16 protein-coding genes are annotated in these 15,978 nt (G+C 59.7%); 9 read left to right on the forward strand and 7 right to left on the reverse strand.

Annotation, left to right across the window (positions count from 1 at the left end; genetic code table 11):
• Window positions 1–121: 121 nt before the first annotated feature.
• The 3 genes from KI236_RS12270 to rpsT all read right to left on the reverse strand — a co-directional run bounded on the left by KI236_RS12270 (window position 122) and on the right by rpsT (window position 3,007).
• A complete protein-coding gene (locus tag KI236_RS12270) occupies window positions 122–244 on the reverse strand; it encodes a hypothetical protein (protein WP_268978133.1) in 123 nt (40 codons plus the stop codon).
• A 1-nt stretch (window position 245) separates the two neighbouring features.
• Window positions 246–1,667 (reverse strand): glycine--tRNA ligase, encoded by a 1,422-nt coding sequence (locus KI236_RS08865; RefSeq protein WP_212821263.1) that lies wholly within the window; start codon window positions 1,665–1,667, stop codon window positions 246–248.
• 1,076 nt (window positions 1,668–2,743) lie between these two features.
• Window positions 2,744–3,007: a 30S ribosomal protein S20 gene (rpsT, locus tag KI236_RS08870; RefSeq protein WP_228738131.1), complete on the reverse strand. Its 264-nt coding sequence runs from the start codon at window positions 3,005–3,007 to the stop codon at window positions 2,744–2,746.
• A 187-nt stretch (window positions 3,008–3,194) separates the two neighbouring features.
• Between rpsT and gpr the strand changes: the two genes are divergently transcribed.
• Window positions 3,195–4,067, forward strand: coding sequence for a GPR endopeptidase (gene gpr, locus KI236_RS08875; protein ID WP_212821264.1), 873 nt, complete (start codon window positions 3,195–3,197; stop codon window positions 4,065–4,067).
• Between the two features lie 42 nt (window positions 4,068–4,109).
• On the opposite strand, the gene KI236_RS08880 is transcribed toward gpr, so the two are convergent.
• Window positions 4,110–4,418, reverse strand: coding sequence for a zinc ribbon domain-containing protein (locus KI236_RS08880; RefSeq protein WP_212821265.1), 309 nt, complete (start codon window positions 4,416–4,418; stop codon window positions 4,110–4,112).
• 111 nt (window positions 4,419–4,529) lie between these two features.
• Here KI236_RS08880 and KI236_RS08885 point away from each other — a divergent pair, with 111 nt between their 5' ends.
• Window positions 4,530–4,733 (forward strand): helix-turn-helix domain-containing protein, encoded by a 204-nt coding sequence (locus tag KI236_RS08885; RefSeq protein WP_212821266.1) that lies wholly within the window; start codon window positions 4,530–4,532, stop codon window positions 4,731–4,733.
• 406 nt (window positions 4,734–5,139) lie between these two features.
• Here KI236_RS08885 and KI236_RS08890 read toward each other — a convergent pair whose 3' ends face one another.
• The 3 genes from KI236_RS08890 to KI236_RS08900 all read right to left on the reverse strand — a co-directional run bounded on the left by KI236_RS08890 (window position 5,140) and on the right by KI236_RS08900 (window position 8,112).
• Window positions 5,140–7,290 carry a polyribonucleotide nucleotidyltransferase gene (locus KI236_RS08890; RefSeq protein WP_212821267.1) on the reverse strand — a complete coding sequence of 717 codons (2,151 nt, stop codon included), beginning with the start codon at window positions 7,288–7,290 and terminating at the stop codon, window positions 5,140–5,142.
• A gap of 188 nt (window positions 7,291–7,478) precedes the next feature.
• Window positions 7,479–7,745: a 30S ribosomal protein S15 gene (gene rpsO, locus KI236_RS08895; protein ID WP_212821268.1), complete on the reverse strand. Its 267-nt coding sequence runs from the start codon at window positions 7,743–7,745 to the stop codon at window positions 7,479–7,481.
• A gap of 178 nt (window positions 7,746–7,923) precedes the next feature.
• Window positions 7,924–8,112 carry a ferredoxin gene (locus tag KI236_RS08900; protein WP_212821269.1) on the reverse strand — a complete coding sequence of 63 codons (189 nt, stop codon included), beginning with the start codon at window positions 8,110–8,112 and terminating at the stop codon, window positions 7,924–7,926.
• 443 nt (window positions 8,113–8,555) lie between these two features.
• On the opposite strand from KI236_RS08900, the gene KI236_RS08905 reads away from it, so the two are divergent.
• From KI236_RS08905 to KI236_RS08935, 7 genes are all read left to right on the forward strand, one after another.
• Window positions 8,556–8,918 (forward strand): GntR family transcriptional regulator, encoded by a 363-nt coding sequence (locus KI236_RS08905; RefSeq protein WP_212821270.1) that lies wholly within the window; start codon window positions 8,556–8,558, stop codon window positions 8,916–8,918.
• Window positions 8,915–9,814 carry an ABC transporter ATP-binding protein gene (locus tag KI236_RS08910; RefSeq protein WP_212821271.1) on the forward strand — a complete coding sequence of 300 codons (900 nt, stop codon included), beginning with the start codon at window positions 8,915–8,917 and terminating at the stop codon, window positions 9,812–9,814. Before KI236_RS08905 ends, KI236_RS08910 begins: the two co-directional genes overlap by 4 nt.
• Window positions 9,789–11,579: a hypothetical protein gene (locus tag KI236_RS08915; RefSeq protein WP_212821272.1), complete on the forward strand. Its 1,791-nt coding sequence runs from the start codon at window positions 9,789–9,791 to the stop codon at window positions 11,577–11,579. Before KI236_RS08910 ends, KI236_RS08915 begins: the two co-directional genes overlap by 26 nt.
• 193 nt (window positions 11,580–11,772) lie before the next feature.
• Window positions 11,773–13,383: a putative manganese-dependent inorganic diphosphatase gene (locus KI236_RS08920; protein ID WP_212821273.1), complete on the forward strand. Its 1,611-nt coding sequence runs from the start codon at window positions 11,773–11,775 to the stop codon at window positions 13,381–13,383.
• 312 nt (window positions 13,384–13,695) lie between these two features.
• Window positions 13,696–14,265: an RNA polymerase sigma factor gene (locus KI236_RS08925; RefSeq protein WP_228738132.1), complete on the forward strand. Its 570-nt coding sequence runs from the start codon at window positions 13,696–13,698 to the stop codon at window positions 14,263–14,265.
• Window positions 14,262–14,936: a hypothetical protein gene (locus KI236_RS08930; RefSeq protein ID WP_212821274.1), complete on the forward strand. Its 675-nt coding sequence runs from the start codon at window positions 14,262–14,264 to the stop codon at window positions 14,934–14,936. Before KI236_RS08925 ends, KI236_RS08930 begins: the two co-directional genes overlap by 4 nt.
• Before the next feature lie 562 nt (window positions 14,937–15,498).
• Window positions 15,499–15,915 carry a hypothetical protein gene (locus KI236_RS08935; RefSeq protein ID WP_212821275.1) on the forward strand — a complete coding sequence of 139 codons (417 nt, stop codon included), beginning with the start codon at window positions 15,499–15,501 and terminating at the stop codon, window positions 15,913–15,915.
• The last annotated feature ends 63 nt before the right edge of the window (window positions 15,916–15,978 follow it).

Genomic DNA, 15,978 nt, shown 5'->3' on the forward strand with positions numbered 1-15,978 from the left:
CTTTATCACATCTTGACGAAAGATCAAGTGAAATTTTGAATTTATGCGGACGGCACAGGGGGATTATAAGGGTGAGGGACAGGTCAGCGCCTGTCCCTCTGTGCTATAAATGCTATAAATATTACTTCTTTTTCTTTGTCCGCTCTTCGATTTTTTTACCCGCCCATTTGGCCAGGTTTACGCAGGCGGCAGCGGTGGCCGCCAGCAGCACGGTGCCCAGGGCAAGCTGTTTTTTCGGCTTCATATCAGTACGCCAGCCTCTCTGCCAGGTATTCCTTCAGCTGGCTGATGGGCACGCGCACCTGCTCCATGCTGTCCCGCTCCCGGACGGTGACGCAGTTGTCCCCGGCCTTTTCTGCGTCGCCCACGGTGTCAAAGTCCACGGTGATGCAGAAGGGGGTACCCACCTCGTCCTCCCGGCGGTAGCGCTTGCCGATGGAACCGGTCTCGTCGAAGTCCAGCATCCACTCCTTGGAAAGCTCCTCATAGATCTTCCGGGCGGGCTCGGACAGCTTCTTGCTCAGGGGCAGGATGGCTGCCTTGTAGGGGGCCAGGGCCGGGTGCAGGTGCAGCACCACACGCACATCGTTCTTGCTCTCGTCCACCGTTTCCTCGTCGTAAGCGTCGCACAGAACCGCCAGCACGCTGCGCTCTACGCCCAGGGACGGCTCCACCACATAGGGAATGTAGCGCTGGTTGGTCTCGGGGTCGAAGTAGGTCAGGTCCTTGCCGGAGGTGTTCTGGTGCTGGGTCAGGTCGTAGTCGGTGCGGTCAGCCACGCCCCACAGCTCGCCCCAGCCGAAGGGGAAGAGGAACTCAAAGTCCGTGGTGGCCTTGGAGTAGAAGCACAGCTCCTCCGGGTCATGGTCACGCAGACGGAGATTCTCGTCCTTCAGGCCGATGCCCAGCAGCCAGTTGTGGCAGAAGGTGCGCCAGTAGTTGAACCACTCCAGGTCGGTGCCGGGCTTGCAGAAGAACTCCAGCTCCATCTGCTCGAACTCCCGGACACGGAAGATGAAGTTGCCCGGGGTGATCTCGTTGCGGAAGGACTTGCCGATCTGGCACACGCCGAAGGGCAGCTTGCGCCGGGTGGTGCGCTGGGTATTGACAAAGTTGGTGAAGATGCCCTGGGCGGTCTCGGGCCGCAGGTACACGGTGTTCTTGGCGTCCTCGGTGACACCCTGGAAGGTCTTGAACATCAGGTTAAACTGCCGGATGTCGGTGAAATTGTGCTTGCCGCAGGAGGGGCAGGGGATGTTCTTGTCCTCCACGAAGTCCTTCATCTCCTGCTGGGAGAAGGCGTCGATGGGCTTGGGCAGCTCCACACCGTTTTCCTGGCACCACTGCTCAATGAGCTTGTCGGCCCGGAAGCGCTCCTTGCACTCCTTGCAGTCCATGAGGGGGTCGGAGAAGCCTGCCAGATGGCCGCTGGCCACCCAGGTCTGGGGATTCATCAAAATGGCCGCATCCTGGCCCACATTGTAGGGGTTTTCCTGAACGAATTTCTTCCACCAGGCCTTTTTGATGTTGTTCTTCAGCTCCACGCCCAGGGGGCCGTAGTCCCAGGTGTTGGCCAGGCCCCCATAAATTTCGGAGCCGGCGAAAATGAAGCCGCGGTTTTTGCACAGGGCAACGATCTTGTCCATGGTTTTCTCGGTGTTTTTCATAGGGATTCTCCTTTATGGTAAGATTTTTCAGTTCAGTAAAAAAACGCCCTGAACTGCCGACGCAGCTCAGGGCGAACTAAATCATAGTCCGTGGTTCCACCTGAATTCGGAAAACTCCGCACTCAACGGCCATAACGGTGCCATCCGGCGGGCATTTCCTCCCGCAGCTCCGGGCCGCCACGCCCATCATCGCCTGTATTGCGTTAAGGGTATCACTTTTTCCCCCGGGAGTCAAGAGAAACTTTTGTGTGTGACGACCCAATATAAATTTTTGCGTAGGGGCGACCCTCGCGGTCGCCCGCCCCACCGCATTACTTGTAACCGTCCGTAGGGGAGGGGCTCTGTCCCTCCCGCGGGCGGGGAAATCGGCGAAGCGCCGCCAGTGGCGGATGCAGCGAGCCGGTTTCGAGGAAGTGCCCCGATTGGCGGACACGACAGTGGCCGGGAATCGGTTGGCACGACGGTGGGCAAGAGAACCCCGCCCCTACGCACGGTTTGAAAATCGGTGCAACCGGGCCGATGTAGGCATCGGCCCCTACGCGCCGTTTACCGATAGAAGTCCGTAGGGGGCGATGATCCTGTTGCGGTGCCCAAAATTTCTGCGCTGCCTTACGGCGGACGCTGGAAATTTTGACCGCGGCCACTCGCTCACCTCGCTTCCTCTGCCACTGGCAGCGCTCGGTTCGCTCCCCACATCGCCCCGCGTCCTGTACTACTTGCAACCCTCCGTAGGGGCGACCCTTGCGGTCGCCCGCGGGCGGGGCAGAGCCCCGCCCCTACGCACCATCAAGAACCCACTGCACCGGGCGGACAGGGTCGTCCGCCCCTACAACCCTATTCGTAGGGGCCGATGCCTACATCGGCCCGACCGGTTATTTCCCGCGCCCCCGGCAGGGCACGCGGGCCCTGCCCTACAAAAATGTACGGTTGCAGGGCGGGACCCATGTCTCCCGCCGTACCCTGCGCTTCTTGTTAACGGTGTCATTGCTGGGGCGCAAAGCACCCGCGGCAATTCGTATATTCCTGCGACAAACAAAAAGAGAACATCCTCTCGGATGTCCTCTTGGTGCGGTTCATTAGCCAATGTTGTTCAGCTTCAGAGTCAGAGCGCTCTTCTTGTGGGCTGCATTGTTCTTGTGCAGCAGACCCTTGGCAGCAGCCTTATCGATGCTCTTCACTGCGACCTTGTAAGCGCCCTCGGCCTCGGTGCGATTGCCTTCAACGGCAGCAGCCTCGAACTTCTTGATAGCGGTCTTCAGTGCGGAGCGATTGGCCTTGTTACGGGCATTGCGAGCCTCGGACACCAGAACACGCTTCTTAGCAGACTTGATATTCGGCAAACCATACACCTCCCCGATGATCAATTTTGCGCTTCGCTTAAAAAACATCCACGCAGGATGATATTTTAGCATTGTTTTCCGCAAATTGCAAGCCTTTTTTTGAGATTTGCCGGAAAAAATTGAATATTTTCAAATTTCGGCGGCAACCTACGCCATAGCCACAATATTTTGTGTTTTAAGAAGGGGTGTGACCACAAGCGTGAGCGTATTGGGAACGGATCTGGCGCTGGAAGCGGCGCAAATGCAGGCAAAAACCACCCGCCTGACCAGCCGCCCGGGCCTGGAGGTGCGGCGCCGGGAGCGCGGCGGCTACGCCCTGACGGCCATGGACCTGACGGACCCCCATCGGGCGGCGGAGCTGCAGCGGCCGGTGGGTAAATACATCACCATGGAGCTAGGGCCGTACCTGCACCGGCAGCGGGATTTTTTCGCCCGGGGCGCCGGGTGCATCGCCCGGGAGCTGGCGGCGCTGCTGCCGGAGGGGGAGGGGCCGACCCTGGTGGTGGGCCTGGGCAACCGCTCCCTGACGGCGGACGCCGTGGGCCCCCTGGCCCTGCCGCACATTTTAGTCACCCGGCATATGCTGTGGGCCATGCCGGAGGAGTTTGCGGGCTTTTCCTCTGTGGCGGCCCTGGCCACCGGGGTCTTAGGGGAGACGGGGCTGGAAAGCTCCGAGCTTATCGCCGCGGCGACGGAAAAGCTGCGGCCCCGGTGCGTCATCGTCCTGGATGCCCTGGCTGCCGCCACTCGGGAAAAGCTCTGCGCCGTGCTGCAGCTGACGGACACGGGCCTGACCCCCGGCTCCGGGGTGGGCAACCACCGCAAGGAGGTGTCCCGGCGAACGCTGGGGGTGCCGGTGCTGGCCCTGGGCCTGCCCACGGTGATTCGGGCCGAACAGCTGGTAGGGGAGGAGACCCCAGCGGAGGGGGAGCCCCTGTTCGTCACCCCTCGGGACATCGACCAACGGGTTCGGGAGCTGAGCCGCATGATGGCCTACGGCATAGACCTGGCCTTGCAGCCCCACCTGACGGTGGAGGACATCACGGGTTTGCTGGGGTGAGGGGAGAGGAAAAGCCCTCCGGCATAACCGGAGGGCGGCAGCTTATTTTATCTTTGCGTTAATCTCATGCAGCAGACGGATCACTTCCGAGAAGCCCAGCATCAAGGTGCCGGACACAGCAGCGGAGATCCAAACCAGCAGGATCGCCGCAAAGCTCTCTGTCACCGGACCCGCCAGACCGCCGCCGATAAAACCGACAATATATATCGCTATGGCGATGATTCTTAGGGCTTTTGCAATCATGGTTTTCTCTGTTACAGAGACCGTGCTAAGCGGTGCATGGCATTTGGAGCATTCCAAAAAATACGGCCCGTTTTGGTGTCCACATTTCGGGCAGATTTTTACTTGCATAAATCTCCCTCCTAATTTTTAAGAATCCTGGTCTTAAAATGCACAAAGTATCCCAAAACGGGATATTTTTATTATACCGTTTTGGGATAATAATGTCAAGGGGGAAATGGTATGAGGATAAAAGAACTCCGCACCCAACGACATATTACCCAATTAAAGATGGCGATGGACTTGAATATGTCTCAAAACACCATCAGCCGCTACGAAAACGGGGAGAGGGAGCCGGGCATCGCGGAACTGATACGGATTGCAGATTATTTCCATGTGAGCATTGATTATTTAGTAGGCCGGGAGCGGAGCGACACGGCCCCTTGACACCCCCCAATTTTCTGCTATAATAAGCATAGAAAGGGCGCTGCGACAAGCGGTTAGCCCAGTGGATTTATAGTTTTTTAGCCGAAGCTAAGAAAACCGTCACCGTGCCGGGTGGCGGTTTTCGCCTTTTTTAATACGAATCGTAACTGTATATCCGAAGATATGTAGCGTGATCGTAATAGGCATATCTACCACCTCCTCTCGGAGATGTAGCCAACCGCCTGCCGTTCGTGCAGCGCCTGACGAAATTATAGCAATTTAAATAAAACCTGTCAATATAATAATTGCGCGCAGCAGACTGCCATCGTTTTGTCGGAAAAAACCGGAGAGTTTTTCGACAGTCTAAAAACAGGAGGACACCGCCGGGGTGTCCTCCTGCTGCTGTATTCGGGCAAAAATCCGGGCCTTACTTGATGGGCTCGCCGGCGGCCTCCTTGGCCTTGATCTCCTTCATGGCGTCCTTGTGGCTCAGGTTCACGCGACCCTTTTCGTCGATCTCCGTGACCTTTACCCACATCATGTCGCCGATCTTGCAGGCATCCTCCACCTTCTCGATGCGGTGGTCGGCCAGCTTGGAGATATGCACCAGGCCGTCCTTGCCGGGGGCCAGCTCCACGAAGGCACCGAAGGTCATCAGGCGCACCACGCGGCCATAGTACAGGGCGCCCACCTCGGGCACGAACACGATGTCGTCGATGCACTTCTTGGCGATGGCGCAGCTCTCGGCGTCGGGGGAGGCGATGTGGATGGTGCCGTCGTCGTCGATGTCGATCTTGGCGCCGGACTCGGCCACGATCTTCTGAATGACGCTGCCGCCCTTGCCGATGACCTCGCGGATCTTGTCCGGGTCAATGTGCATGGTGACCATCTTGGGGGCGTACTTGCTGACCTCGGGCCGGGGCTCGGCAATGCAGGGCAGCATCACCTGGTCGAGAATCTGGCAGCGGGCATCGTAGGTGATGTCCAGGGCGTTTTGAATGATCTCCATGGTCAGGCCGTCGTTCTTCAGGTCCATCTGAATGGCGGTGATGCCCTTCTTGGTGCCGGCCACCTTGAAGTCCATCTCGCCGTGGAAGTCCTCCACGCCCTGAATGTCGATGAAGGTGGTGAAGGAGCCGTCATCGTCCTGGATCAGACCGCAGGAGATGCCGGCCACCGGGGCCTTAATGGGCACGCCGGCGTCCATCAGCGCCAGGGTAGAGCCGCAGATGGAGCCCTGGGAGGTGGAGCCGTTGGAGGAGACCACCTCGGACACCACGCGGATGGCGTAGGGGAACTCCTCTACCGGGGGAATCACGGGCAGCAGGGCACGCTCTGCCAGCGCGCCGTGGCCGATCTCCCGGCGGCCGGGGCTGCGGGCGGGCTTGGCCTCACCCACGGAGTAGCCGGGGAAGTTGTAGTGGTGCATGTAGCGCTTCTCGGTCTCCTCCCAGATGGTATCCAGCTTCTGGTTGGCGGAGAGGGTATCCAGGGTGCAGACGGAGAGCACCTGGGTCTGGCCCCGGGTAAACAGGCCCGAGCCGTGGACACGGGGCAGCACGGCCACCTCGGCGTCCAGGGGACGGATCTCGTTCTTCTGGCGGCCATCTACACGGTGACCCTCCAGCAGCCAGGCCTTCACGATCTTCTTCTGGAACTTGTAGGTGAACTCCTCCAGGTACTGATCCATATCCGGATACTCCTCCAGATACTTCTCGTGCCAGTGCTCGATCATCTCGTTCCAGCGGGCCTCGCGGATATTCTTGTCGTCGGTGTCCATGGCGGCCTTGGCCTCATCCATGAAGTCGTGAACGATCTTGTCAAACAGCTCCTGGTTGAAGTCGGCGTGGGGATAGTCAAACTTGGGCTTGCCGATCTCGGCGACCATCTGATTGATGAGGGCGATCTGCTTCTGATTCTCCTCGTGGGCCATGCGAATGGCCTCGAACATCACATCGTTGGGCACCTCATTGGCGCCGGCCTCGATCATGACCACCTTCTTGCCCGTGGAAACCACGGTCACATCCAGGTCGCTGATCTTGCGCTGCTCGCTGGTGGGGTTAAAGAGCAGCTTGCCGTCCACCAGGCCCACCTTCAGGGCGGCCACGGGCCCGTTCCAGGGAATGTCGGAAATGGCCAGAGCGGCGGAGGTGCCGATGAGGGCGGCTACCTCGGGGGAGCAGTCGTGATCCACCGCCATGACGGTGCACATCACGGACACATCGTTGCGGAAATCGGAGGGGAACAGAGGGCGGATGGGCCGGTCGATGACGCGGCTGGTGAGGATGCCCTTCTCGCCGGGGCGACCCTCGCGGCGGTTAAAGCTGCCGGGAATGCGGCCCACGGAGTACATCTTCTCCTCAAAGTCCACGCTCAGGGGGAAGAAGTCGATGCCGTCCCGGGGACGGGGGGCAGCGGTGACGCAGCAGAGCACACGGGTGTCGCCATAGCCCACCATCACGGCGGCGTTGGCCAGCTCGGCCAGCTTGCCCACTTCCAGGGTCAAGGGGCGGCCGGCCAGGTCCAGCTCATACTTGTGGTAGCCGGGGAACTGGCGCTTGGTAATGATCGTTGACATGGTTTTATCTCCTTTTTGAATTGGATTTCCTCCGGAGATAAACCCTTTAGCACTTGAAAGCGCGTCCCCGCACAGGGCGCAGTTTCAAACGCTAAAGGTGCCGTTTTCTCCGGCGGATGGATTGACGCGGCAGGTAAATGCGAAAACAGGGTGGCGCAGGGGAGCCTGCACCACCCGGATTCCTGAAATTATCGACGCAGACCCAGCTTGGCGATCAGAGCACGATAGCGCTCGATGTCCTTCTTGGCCAGATAGTCCAGCAGACGACGGCGCTTACCGATCATCATCTGCATACCGCGGCGGCTGTGGAAGTCGTGGGGATGCACCTTCAGATGAGCGGTGAGCTGGCTGATGCGCTCGGTGAGGATAGCCACCTGCACCTCGGGGGAGCCGGTGTCGCTTTCGTGGGTACGGTTGGCCTCGATGATAGAGGTCTTTTGGTCTTTCAGCATCATGGTTTTGTTCCACCTTTCTTTTTGTTTCGCCCGTTGTCTGAGTGCCGGGACGGGTGAAGCATCCGCGGGACTAAGGCAAGGGCAACCTGTACGCATAGCGTGCGTACTTAATTAAGATACCACACTCATTGCGTCTTGTAAAGCCTGATTTTTGAAAAAATAAGGTTTTTTCCGCAAATTATTGCAGGGAAATGGCATCCGTAGGGCACCCCTCCGCCGCCGCCTGCACGCTCAGCTGCAAATCGGTGGGGATGTCCTCGTCCCGGGCCACCGCCGTCTGCCCCGGCAGCAGGGAAAACACCTCCGGACAGACCGACACGCAAAGCCCGCACTGAATGCAGCTCTTGGCGTAGACCATAGCCTTCATATTCGACCCTCCTTTATATTAAATATGTAATCCCCAAGAAAACAATAATTCGTAGGGGCCGATGATCCTGTTGCGGTGCCCACAATTTTTGCGCTGCCTTACGGCGGACGCTTAAAATTTTGACCGCGGCCACTCGCTCACTTCGCTTCCTCTGCCACCGGCAGCGCTCAGCTCGCTCCCCACATCGGCCCACCTTACCGCACGCCTTGTGACCCCTCCGTAGGGGCGACCCTTGCGGTCGCCCGCAACCTGAGAGGTAACGGGGCGTCGGTTGCCCACCGTTGTACCAGCCGATTTCCGGCCCCTATGCAGTCCGCCCCTCCCAGCATACCCGCCCCCACAAAAAAATATTCCCCGCCCCCTTGACAGCCAACAGGGGCTATGATATATTAACCGTACTAATACTACTAATACACTAAAAACACAAGAGGGGAGGAGATACTGTGCTGCATTTGGACTATCGGGACAACCGTCCCATTCACCAGCAGGTGCGGGACGGGCTGCGGCGTCTGATGGTAAGCGGCGTTCTGCAGCCGGGGGACCAGCTGCCCTCGGTGCGCAAGCTGGCTACGGAGCTGGCCATCAATCCCAACACCATTCAGCGGGCCATGGCCCAGCTGGAGGCGGAGGGCTTCGTGTACACGGTAGCGGGCCGGGGCAGCTTTGTGGCGGAGGACGGCGACCAAGGTCGGCGCCGCATGGCTGAGCTTACGGAGGGCCTGCACGACACGATACTGGAGCTGCGGCAGCTGGGCATGACAGAGCAGCAGTGGCTGGATCTGTGGAGAGAGGAGGAAGGAAAATGATCGAGGTAAAAAATCTGGTAAAAACCTTTGACGGCTTCACAGCCCTGGACAGCGCCACTCTCACCGTGCCCAAGGGGGCGGTGTACGGCCTGGTGGGCCCCAACGGCGCAGGCAAGTCCACACTGCTGCGCCACATCACCGGGGTCTATAAGCAGGATAGCGGTCAGGTGACGGTGTGCGGCGTTCCGGTGTATGAAAACCGCCATGCCAAGGAGCGCATCGTCTCCATTCCCGACGACTGGTTCTATTATAATCAGTCTACCATTTGGGAAATGGCCAAGCTCTATGCCGGGATGTACCCGCAGTTTGACCGGGAGCGGTTTTATAAGCTCCGGGAGCTTTTCCGTCTGCCGGAGAAAAAGCCCATCCGCCGCATGAGCAAGGGTATGCAGCGCCAGGCGGCCTTTTGGATCACCATGAGCTGTATGCCCGAGTACCTGGTGCTGGATGAGCCGGTGGACGGCCTGGACCCGGTGATGCGTCGGCAGGTCTGGCAGGTGCTGCTGGATGATGTGTCCGCCCGGGGCACCACGGTGCTTCTCTCCAGCCATAACCTCCGGGAGCTGGAGGATGTGTGCGACCATGTGGGCATTATGGATAAGGGCAAGGTGCTTTTGGAGCGCACCCTCTCGGATCTGCAGGATAACACCGTGAAAATACAGGTGGCCTACAAAACGGCAGAGGAGCCCACCCTCCCCGCCGAGCTGCAGGTGCTCCATCATTCCCGGGTGGGCCGGGTGCATACCTATATTATGCGCGGCAGCAGCGAGGAGATCTGCCGCCGTATGCAGATCACCGACCCGGTGCTGCTGGAGGCCATCCCCCTGACCCTGGAGGAAATCTTTATCTATGAATTAGGAGGTGCGGACGATGCTGCTCACAAAATCCTTCTTTAACCCGGCCCTGCTGCGCAGCGACCTGCGCCGCTGCTGGCCCCTCTTTGCCGGCTATACCTTCCTGTGGTTTTTGATTTTGCCCCTGCGGATGTGGAACGATGTCCCGGCGGACCTGCAAGCCGCCCATCCGTATGAGGCCCGGCGCGTGGCCCTGGAAATCATCGCAAACGCCACCACCGCCGCCATTTGGATCCATCTTATTTTCGGCATTGTCCTGGCCATGGCCCTGTTTTCCTATCTGTCCAGCGCCCGGGGCACCTACGGTATGCACAGCTTCCCCGCCAGCCGGGGCTGCCAGTTCCGCACCCATGTGCTGAGCTGCGTGGGCTGCGTGGTGGTGAGCAATGTGCTTATCTGCCTGCTCTCGGCCCAGAGCGGCGGCACCCATTGGGGGGCCAGCCTTTCCTGGCTGGTGTTCTCCCTGGTGACCTTCCTGCTGTTTTTCTCCCTGGGTGTCTTTTGCTGTATGCTCTGCGGCTGGCTCCCGGCCATGGCCGTGGCCTACGGCGCGGTGAACTGCGTGGTCATCTTCTGCCGTATCCTGGCGGACGCCATGTGCAGCATCTTTTACCCCAGCTATAACGACACGGCGTTTTCCATGGGCCGAGATCATATCGTGGTCTGGCTTACCCCGGTCCTGCGCCTGCACCAGAACCTGTATGAAGTGTATAATAACGGCAGCGGCCCCCTCCTGAGCGCCGGCACCTGGAAGAGCCTGCTGGTGTACGGCATCGTGGCCCTGGTGCTGCTGGCGGCCAGCGCCCTGCTCTACCGCATCCGCCGCAGCGAGGCCTCCGGCGACACCCTGGCCTTCCGGCCTCTGCGCCCGGTGGTGCGGTGGGCGGTGGGTCTGCTGGGCGGCCTGGGCCTGGGCCTTGTGCTGGCGGGGATGCTCAGCTGCACCAAAAATACCCCGGCCCTGCTGGCCTGCATCGTGACCCTGGGCCTGGCGTGCATGATCGTCACCCAGATGCTCATTGCCCGGACCCCCCGCGTCTTCGGCAAGCTCTGGCCGGAGCTGCTGGCCCTGTGCGCGGTGCTCCTGGCCCTGACCCTGTGCATCAAGGCCGACCTCTTCGGCTTCGAGCAGCGCATTCCCCAGACCAATCAGGTGGAGTCTGTGGAGGTCTATCAGCGGGCCATTTACGGAAGCAGGGCAAGAATCACCGACCCGGAGGAGATCGACGCCATTGTGCAGGCCCACCGCTACCTTGCCGACTGTGCTGCCAAAGAAAACCTCGGCTCCGACTGGTTGGGGAAGAACACCATTAGCATCACCTACCATCTGAAAAACGGCGGAACCCTCTCCCGGCAGTACCAGCTGCGCAATGAGGATCGCACCGCCGTCCGGGCTATGCTGGAATCGGAGACCTTCCGCCGCAGCCTGGTGCTGGACGATGTGAATGTGAACGCGGATGCTCTCCGCCACGGCTATATAATCAATTTCGCAAAGGAACGGAGGCGAGAGCTGACGGCCCAGGAGTGCAGGCTCCTGTATCAGACGCTTTTGGAGGACATCGCCCACATGAATATGCTGGACCGCGACCTCTATGACTACCAGGACCCCTGCCTCGATATCATGCTGGAGGACGATGAAAAAACCATCTCCGCCAGACTCAATCCCCAGTGTACCCGCACCCTGGCCCTCCTGCAGGAGTGGGGGCTGATCGGCTCCCCCGGAGAAGCCTTCGGTGCCACGGACAAGGAGGATGCAGAGGATACCATAGCATATTCCGGCGGCATACACAATATCGCCATCGGCTGACCCCAAAGCCCCGCCTACCCGGCGGGGCTTTAAGACTGTCGAAAAACCCTTCCGCTTCTGCCTTGCCTCTCCGCCACTCCCTACCTTTTTGCGAAAAAAACTTTCTAAAAAATAAAAATTTATAATATCCCCGTATTGAAAAACGAATTGCCCCGTTTTATAATGAAAAAAAACGCTCACAGGAGGAGAGCTTATGAACGAGATTTATGTAACCGGTCACCGAAATCCCGATACGGACTCCATTGCCGCCGCCATGTCCTATGCCGCGCTGCGCAATGCCCTGGGTGACCGTCGATATATTCCGGTCCATCTGGGCCATATCAGCGATGAAACGGAGCGTATGCTTCGGCATTTCGGCCTTTCCGAGCCCGAGTCCATCCGCACCGTACGCACCCAGGTCCGAGACCTGGATTTCGACACGCCTCCCTGCCTCAGCTCCTCCGTCACCATGGACCGGGCCTGGCATGTGATGCATGAGCAGCGCATTTCCGCTGTCCCCGTGGTCAATGACGATGGCTCCCTCTACGGTATGCTCTCTGCCGGCGACATTGCCACCTTCAGCATGGAGACTTTGGTGGACACCCGGGTGGAGGATCTGCCGGTATTCAACCTGGTCAGCGTCCTGGAGGGGCGCATTGTCAATGAGTGTACCGGCATCCCCACCAGCATCAGCGGCAATGTGGTGGTGGCCATGCCCCAGGCCTCCGAAAACCTCCGCTTCACCGGCAGCAATAATATCGTCCTGGTGGCCAGCCAGCCGGACATGATCCAGCGGGCCCTGGACCAGAAGGTCAGCTGCCTCATCATCTGCCGGGCGGATATTAACCCGGACCTGGAGAATTACGAGGGCGACACCTGCATCATCTCCACTCCCTTTGCCGCGGGCCGGGCCTGCCGCCTGATTTACCAGGCCATCCCCATCTCCCGTCCCTGCCAGCGGGGAGAGATCGTCTGCTTCCACCTGGATGATTATATCGATGATGTCCGTGAGGTGGTGCTAAAGAGCCGCTACCGCAGCTACCCGGTGCTGGATGAAAAGGAGCGGGTGGTGGGCACCCTGTCCCGCTATCATCTGCTCCGTCCCCGGCGCAAGCAGGTGGTTTTGGTGGACCATAATGAGTTTGCCCAGTCCGTCCCGGGCCTGGACCAGGCGGAGATCCTGGAGATCATCGACCATCACCGCCTGGCGGATATTCAGACCGGCCAGCCCATCTATGTGCGCAATGAGCCGGTGGGCAGCACCAATACCATCATCGCCGCCATGTACCAGGAGCACGGGGTCATCCCCTCGGGGCCCATGGCGGGTCTTATGGCGGCGGCCATCCTGTCGGACACGGTGATGTTCAAGTCCCCCACCTGCACCAAGCGGGATATTTCCATGGCCCAGCGCCTGGCCCGCATTGCCAATGTGAAGCTGGACGACCTGGGCAAGGAGCTGTTTTCCTCCGTCAGTCCCGATAAGCCCGTGCAGGAGCTTATCGCCTCCGATTTCAAGGAGTTCCACATTGCCGAGCAGATGCTGGGCGTGGGGCAGATCACCTGCCTGGACTCTCTGGAAATCATGAACCGCAAGGACGAGCTGCTGAAGGAGATGGCCCGCCTCCGGGACGAGCGCCACTACGACATGGTGCTTCTGATGCTCACGGATGTGCTGCTGGAGGGCACGCAGCTACTGTATGTGGGCAGCGACGACGCCATTCGCAACGCCTTCTCTGTGGAGCCCAAGGACAACACCCTCTTCCTTCCGGGGGTCATGAGCCGCAAAAAGCAGATCATCCCCATGCTCACCGCCCTGTGGGGATAAAAATTCCTGGCGAAAAAACTTCGTTTTTTCTGCCAAAAGGCTTGCACCCCGCTGCGCGCATAATTTTGGGCCAAAGGCCCAAAATTCCACACTTGCGGGCTGAGAGGTATTTTTCCCCACGCGCATGTCGCGGTGAAAAATGATTGGAGTTTTCGCGTCTGCGGACGCGAACTCTGCGAGGCTTTTTGCCCTTTATCAGAACTAAAAACTCCCGGAATCCGTTTCCGGGAGTTTTTTTCAAAATCGCTGTAAGAATCGCCGTCAAAAGCTGTCCTTAAAAGTGAAAGGCAACGAGGAAGGAGAGGGAAGCCCATGGACCACCTGGAGGATGCCGCCATTATCAGCCTGTATTGGCACCGAGACGCCCAAGCCATCCCTGCTACCGCCGAAAAATATGGCTCCTACTGCACCGCCGTGGCCCGGAATATACTCCGAGATCAACGAGACACGGAGGAGTGCGTCAACGACACCTATCTCCGGGCCTGGAACGCCATGCCGCCCCACCGCCCGGCGGTGCTGTCGGCTTTTCTGGGTAAGATCACCCGAAACCTGGCCCTGAACCGCCGCCGTAAGGACGCGGCGGAAAAACGGGGCGGTGGGGAAGCGGACGCGGTATTTGAGGAGCTGGCCCAAGTGGTTTCCCATCAGGACACCCCCGAGTCCGATTTGGACCGCCGGGAGCTGCTGGGAGCTATCAACGAGTTTTTGGCCGCCCTCCCGGACACCAAGCGCCGGATTTTCGTCTGCCGCTACTGGTATTTTGACAGCGTGCCCGACATCGCCCGGCGCTTCGCCCTCTCGGAAAACCATGTCTATGTCACCCTCCACCGCCTGCGCACGCAGCTGCGCCGCCGCCTTTCGGAAAGGGGCTTTATGCTATGAAAACAGAAGAATTTTCCCTGCTTTTGGGAGACATCCGGGATGACTTTGTGGCCCGGGCCCATGAACCCGTCCGCCCCCGCCGGCCCGCACCCACCTGGCACCGCTGGAGCGCGGCGGCCTGCCTGTGTCTGGTCACGGCCATAGCCGTGCTGCTGACGGCCCGCTACCTGCCGCTGAAGGAATATAAGGACGGAGACACGAACTATTCCCCCAGCCAGTCCGTTACAGACTACGAAATCGGCGTCGAAGCCTGCTACAAGGCCCCGGACCCCGGCGAGTATTTCTGCTTTGTGGAGGTCAACGCCGCCCGAAAGCAGTACGCGGGCCGGAATGTAAAGTTCCTTTTAGAAATGGATGTATTCCAAAATGGGGAACAGGTAGCCGCCGGAAGCCTGGGCGGCGAATTTAAGCGTTTGGCCGCCCTGGGCTATGACCTCCGCCTGGTGAATTTGCAGGAACAGGACGACGACCTGATCATCACCTGGCCCATCGCAGTGGGCCTGTTCACCGAGGAGCAGATTCGAAATTTTCCCGTAAATTCCGAGTATGGCTACGCTTTCTGCTTCCCCACCAACCCCGACGGCACCCCCGTTCAAATAGAGGAACCCAATCTCATTACCGCCGCCGATGCCTCATCATTGCCGCCCACCGGCACCCTGTCCACGCCATAAGAGCAGGCACCCCCGCCCCTACGCACTTCATATTGCACTTCCGTAGGGCGGGCTGCCCTCAGCCCGCCGCCCGATAACCACCGCACTTCTTGTTCCCCTCCGTAGGGGGCGGCGTCCTCGACGCCCCGTTTACCGCGCTCCTTGTTCCCGTCCGTAGGGGCGACCCTCGCGGTCGCCCGCGGGAGGGGAAATCGGCGAAGCGCCGCCAGTGGCGGATGAAGCGAGCCGGTTTCGAGGAAGTGCCCCGATTGGCGGGCACAACAGTGCCCGTCAGTTGGTTGGCACGACGGTGGGCAAGAGAGCCCCTCCCCTACGCACCACAAGGAACACACCGAGCCGGGCGGACAGGGTCGTCCGCCCCTACAAAATAATGCCGTGTAGGGCGGGACCCATGTGTCCCGCCGTCCCACCGTACCCCTTGCAAAAAGCCCGTCATTGCGAAGCCAGTGCGCACACTGGCCGTGGCAATCCGTCCTCCTTGCCCCCGGGCGACCGCAAGGGTCGCCCCTACGCTCCCTCTTTCCGCTTTCCACTTTCAACTTAACAGAAAGGCGGTGTCCCCATGCCACGAAAATTCGCCCTCCCTCTCCTGGTCCTCCTCTGTGCTGCTGCCTTGGCAGCGTGTCTGTGCATTCCCCGCACCCGGACGGTAACATCCTCCTGCCAGGCCTTCCTCCAAACCCCCATGACCGAAATCGTCTTGCGTCCCACCGTGGATTATGCCGCCTCCACCGCCCTGACAGGGGAGGAATTCCAGGTCTGGACGGACTATTTCCGGGCTCTTCAGCTTACCTATGTGAAAAAGTATCGCCCGGGCCAAATGAACGGTGGCGTCCCAACCCTGACCCTCACCACTGCTCACGAGACCCGTACCCTGCAAATCCTCTCCACGGACGGCACGCCGGAAATCGCCTTAAACGGTGCCATCTTCACCCTGTCCGGCCCACACCTGCTCCCCAATATCCCCCCGCACCTGTAAAACCCCTATCATGCGTAGGGGCGGGGTTCTGCCCCGCCCGATAACCGGCGCACTTCTTGTTCC

It is taken from the genome of Vescimonas fastidiosa, from assembly GCF_018326305.1.
In the GTDB taxonomy this organism is placed as follows: Bacteria; Bacillota; Clostridia; order Oscillospirales; family Oscillospiraceae; genus Vescimonas; species Vescimonas fastidiosa.

Coding starts and splice junctions, on each gene's coding strand:
- KI236_RS12270 (WP_268978133.1), bottom strand. CDS start 244: ATGAAGCCGAAAAAACAGCTTGCCCTGGGCACCGTGCTGCTGGCGGCC.
- KI236_RS08865 (WP_212821263.1), bottom strand. CDS start 1,667: ATGAAAAACACCGAGAAAACCATGGACAAGATCGTTGCCCTGTGCAAA.
- KI236_RS08880 (WP_212821265.1), bottom strand. CDS start 4,418: ATGCAAGTAAAAATCTGCCCGAAATGTGGACACCAAAACGGGCCGTAT.
- KI236_RS08885 (WP_212821266.1), top strand. CDS start 4,530: ATGAGGATAAAAGAACTCCGCACCCAACGACATATTACCCAATTAAAG.
- KI236_RS08890 (WP_212821267.1), bottom strand. CDS start 7,290: ATGTCAACGATCATTACCAAGCGCCAGTTCCCCGGCTACCACAAGTAT.
- rpsO (WP_212821268.1), bottom strand. CDS start 7,745: ATGATGCTGAAAGACCAAAAGACCTCTATCATCGAGGCCAACCGTACC.
- KI236_RS08900 (WP_212821269.1), bottom strand. CDS start 8,112: ATGAAGGCTATGGTCTACGCCAAGAGCTGCATTCAGTGCGGGCTTTGC.
- KI236_RS08910 (WP_212821271.1), top strand. CDS start 8,915: ATGATCGAGGTAAAAAATCTGGTAAAAACCTTTGACGGCTTCACAGCC.
- KI236_RS08915 (WP_212821272.1), top strand. CDS start 9,789: ATGCTGCTCACAAAATCCTTCTTTAACCCGGCCCTGCTGCGCAGCGAC.
- KI236_RS08920 (WP_212821273.1), top strand. CDS start 11,773: ATGAACGAGATTTATGTAACCGGTCACCGAAATCCCGATACGGACTCC.
- KI236_RS08925 (WP_228738132.1), top strand. CDS start 13,696: ATGGACCACCTGGAGGATGCCGCCATTATCAGCCTGTATTGGCACCGA.
- KI236_RS08930 (WP_212821274.1), top strand. CDS start 14,262: ATGAAAACAGAAGAATTTTCCCTGCTTTTGGGAGACATCCGGGATGAC.
- KI236_RS08935 (WP_212821275.1), top strand. CDS start 15,499: ATGCCACGAAAATTCGCCCTCCCTCTCCTGGTCCTCCTCTGTGCTGCT.